We start from the raw sequence: 3,423 nt of genomic DNA, 5'->3' as shown, positions 1-3,423 counted from the left end.
CCGCGTACGGGGCCGGGCGCCACCGAGCTGGTGCTGTCTGCCCCAGCCCAGGGCGTGGCCACGGGCGCCCTGGGCCACCGGCTGGCCACGCGCGGCGAAGGCCCTTATGCGATCGGGCTGGACGTGCGGCGGACTGCGCCTGCACGGGCACTGGACGAGGCCGCCACGCATGGCGTGCGCATCGTGCTCGCCCAGGATTCCCTGCCCCGGGAAACCGCTGCCGCCTAGGCGAAATGCGTGGGCGCTAGAATGGCGCCCCGCTGACACCCATGCCCACTCCGGTGGGCGTTTTCGTTGCAGCCGCTGCAGCCTTCGCAGGCTGCCGTGGCGCGGCGCCGCTTGCCATGACGACTGCTTCCTCTCCTGCCACGCTGGGCATAGATTTCGGTACCTCCAACTCCGCCATGGCCTGGCGCGCGCCCGGCCAGCCCGCACGCCTGCTGCCGCTGGAAGGCGATGCCTGCGGCATGCCCACGGCGCTGTTCTTCCATACGGATGAGCACAGCACGCATTTCGGGCGCGACGCCATGGCCCAGTACCTGGATGGCGAGCCGGGCCGGCTCATGCGCTCGCTCAAGAGCCTGCTGGGCAGCGCGCTGCTGCAGGAAAAGACGGCCGTGCACGACCAGCTGGTCAGCTACCAGGATGTGATCGGACTGTTCCTTCGCCGCGTAGCCGACCGGGCGCGTGCCTCGCTGGACGGGCGCCTGCCCGAGCGCGTGGTGCTGGGCCGGCCCGTGCACTTCGTGGATGACCATCCCGAGCGCGACCGCCAGGCCCAGCAGGCCCTGGCCGACGCCGCGCGCGCCGCCGGCCTGGGCGAAGTGGATTTCCAGATGGAGCCCATCGCCGCCGCGCTGGACTACGAGCAGCGCCTCACGCAGGAATCCGTGGTGCTGGTGGTGGACATCGGCGGCGGTACCTCCGACTTCACCGTCGTGCGCCTGGGGCCCGAGCAGGCCGGCCGCCGCGACCGCCGCGACGACATCCTGGCCACCAGCGGCGTGCACATCGGCGGCACGGACTTCGACCACCGGCTCAACCTGGCCCAGATCATGCCGCTGCTGGGCTACCGCCACACCGGCCCCAGCGGCCGCGAAGTGCCCAGCCGCGTGTTCTTCGACCTCTCGACCTGGCACCTGATCCAGTGGCTGTACTCGCCCAAGGCCCTGGCCGAGGCGCGCAACCTGCGCACCGACTACAGCGACCAGCGCCTGCACAAGCGCCTGATGGACGTGCTGGAACTGCGCGAAGGCCACCGCCTGGCCGCCGTGGTGGAGCAGGCCAAGATCGAGGCTTCCACGCGCCATGCCGAGTCGCCCATCGAACTGGGCTGGCTGGAATCGGGCCTGTCCGCCGCCATCTCGCCCGAGGTGCTGCACGAGCAGCTGCAGGGCCCGCTGCAGCAGGTCGTGGCCTGTGCCCAGGATTGCCTGCGCCTGGCCGGCGTGGCGCCCCAGGCGCTGGACGCCATCTACCTCACGGGCGGCTCGTCGGCCCTGCGCACGCTGCGCGATGCGCTGCGAGAGGCCTTCCCCGGCGTGCCGCAGGTCGAGGGCGACCTGTTCGGTGGCGTGGCCACCGGCCTGGCGTATGCATAAGTCCCCCTGAGCGGCTGCGCCGCTTCCCGTTGCACGGCGCCCCCTCTCGCTACGCGGGGGGCGTACGGGCAACCGGCGACACCCTCGCGGCGGGGCGGCGCGGCCGGCGTAGGCCCTTGCTCGGTGTCCCTGAGGGTGAAGGCCACTGTGGTGCTGCCGCCTTGGGCTTAATCCTCTATCGGGTCCTCCTCGGCGGCCTGCTTGATCGCCAGCGCGGCGTCATAGAGGCGGTTGCGCGGTGCGCCCGTGATCTCGGCGGCCAGGCGCACGGCCGTCTTGGTGGGCAGCTCGGCCAGCAGCAGGCGCAGCACGCGCAGGGCGTCGGCGTCGGCCTCATCGCCACCCAGGGCCACCGGGTGCAGCACCACGGCGAACTCGCCCTTGCTGCGCTGGGGCACGGCCTGCAGCCAGGCCGGCAGCGCGCTGGCGGGCATGGTGGCAATGTCCTCGAACTGCTTGGTGATCTCGCGCGCCAGCGTCACCGGGCGCTCGCCCAGCGTGGCCAGGGCGGCGGCCAGGTCGGCGATGCGGTGCGGCGCCTCCAGCAGCACGGTGCAGCGCGGCTGCAGCGCCAGTTGCTGCACGGCGGCCAGGCGCTCGGCCGACTTGGTGGGCAGAAAGCCCGCGAAGACGAAACCTCCCTCGCCCTGCGAAGGCGTGACCGCGCCGGCCACGCTGATGGCGGCCGTGATGCTGCTGGCGCCGGGCAGCGGAATGCAGCGCAGGCCTGCCGCCTGCACGGCCGCGCACAGGCGCGCGCCGGGGTCGCTGACGCCGGGTGTGCCGGCATCGCTGACATAGGCGATGCGCTGGCCCTGCTGCAGCCGCGCCACGATCTGCTGGGCCGCCTCGGCCTCGTTGTGCTGGTGCACGGCCAGCAGCTGGCTGCCGGGGCGGTCCAGTCCATAGGAGCGCAGCAGGCCCTGGGTGTGGCGCGTGTCCTCGCAGGCCACGCAGTCCACCAGCTGCAGCACATGCAGGGCGCGCAGGCTGATGTCGGCCAGGTTGCCTATGGGGGTGGCCACCACGTAGAGGGCGCCCTGCGGATAATGCTGGGATGCCGCAGCATCCTTGGCTGCGCCCAGCGCGGTGGCGAAAGAGGTAGTCAATGGGTTTCCTTGCGAAAAAGCCGGCAGGCGCGGGGCCGTCTGCCCTCACGACCCGGCACCGGGGCCAGCAGGCCGAGGATGCGGCGCTGGCCCATCTGCAGGCGGCCGGCCTGCGTCTGGTCGAGCGCAATTATCGGACGCCGGGGCGCGGCGGCGGCGAGATCGACCTCATAGTGCAGGCGCGCGACGGCACCGTGGTCTTCGTCGAGGTGCGCAGCCGTGGCACGCGCGCCTTCGGCGGTGCCGGCGCCAGCATAGGCGCCACCAAGCAGCGGCGCATCGTGTTTGCCGCGCGCCACTACCTGATGCGATGGGCCGCGCCGCCGCCGTGCCGCTTCGACGTGGTGCTGGTCGAGCCTGGCGCCGGGCCTGCCGTGCAGTGGCTGCAGGCCGCCTTTGACGCCGAAGGCGCCTGATCCGTTACCGCTGCAGCACAAATAACGCCTGGCTACGAAAGACTTCAGGGGCGGCAGTTATCATCGGGCCTCCATGCTTGAGCAACGTATCCAACAGCATTTCATCGACAGCGCCGACCTGAAATACCAGGCCGCCCAGGCGCTGAGCCAGCCCATTGCGTCAGCGGTACAGGCCATGCTGGCCTGCGTGACCAGCGGCGGCAAGGTCCTGGCCTGCGGCGCTGGCGCCTCGGCCAGCGACGCCCAGCTCTTCGCCGCCCTGTGCGTGGCCGGTTTCGAGCGCGACCGGCCCGAGCT

At 71.8% G+C, this 3,423-nt stretch carries 4 protein-coding genes and 1 pseudogene; 4 read left to right on the top strand and 1 reads right to left on the bottom strand.

Translation table 11 applies throughout. From position 1 onward, the window contains the following. Both L995_RS19380 and L995_RS19375 read left to right on the top strand, forming a co-directional pair. Positions 1 to 228: pseudogene (locus L995_RS19380) on the top strand (VOC family protein); the annotation flags it as partial. A gap of 116 nt (positions 229 to 344) precedes the next feature. Next, positions 345 to 1,601, top strand: coding sequence for an Hsp70 family protein (locus L995_RS19375; protein WP_016450731.1), 1,257 nt, complete (start codon positions 345 to 347; stop codon positions 1,599 to 1,601). A gap of 167 nt (positions 1,602 to 1,768) precedes the next feature. On the opposite strand, the gene rsmI is transcribed toward L995_RS19375, so the two are convergent. Next, a complete protein-coding gene (gene rsmI, locus L995_RS19370; RefSeq protein WP_012202992.1) occupies positions 1,769 to 2,710 on the bottom strand; it encodes a 16S rRNA (cytidine(1402)-2'-O)-methyltransferase in 942 nt (313 codons plus the stop codon). Here rsmI and L995_RS19365 point away from each other — a divergent pair. Both L995_RS19365 and L995_RS19360 read left to right on the top strand, forming a co-directional pair. Next, positions 2,710 to 3,126, top strand: a complete 417-nt coding sequence (locus tag L995_RS19365; protein WP_016450729.1) for a YraN family protein — start codon at positions 2,710 to 2,712, stop codon at positions 3,124 to 3,126. The genes rsmI and L995_RS19365 overlap by 1 nt on opposite strands. A gap of 73 nt (positions 3,127 to 3,199) precedes the next feature. Beyond that, positions 3,200 to 3,423, top strand: a 224-nt coding sequence (locus L995_RS19360) for an SIS domain-containing protein (protein WP_047473050.1), incomplete at its 3' end; no start/stop codon positions are given.

The sequence above is a fragment of the Delftia sp. ZNC0008 genome (assembly GCF_000799035.1).
In the GTDB taxonomy this organism is placed as follows: Bacteria; Pseudomonadota; Gammaproteobacteria; order Burkholderiales; family Burkholderiaceae_C; genus Comamonas; species Comamonas tsuruhatensis.
The sequence above is the reverse complement of the archived record's forward strand: the minus strand, read 5'-3'. Positions and strand labels throughout refer to the sequence as shown.

Excerpts from the sequence above, each read along its gene's own strand:
- L995_RS19375 (WP_016450731.1), top strand. The coding sequence starts at position 345 with ATGACGACTGCTTCCTCTCCTGCCACGCTGGGCATAGATTTCGGTACC.
- L995_RS19365 (WP_016450729.1), top strand. The coding sequence starts at position 2,710 with ATGGGTTTCCTTGCGAAAAAGCCGGCAGGCGCGGGGCCGTCTGCCCTC.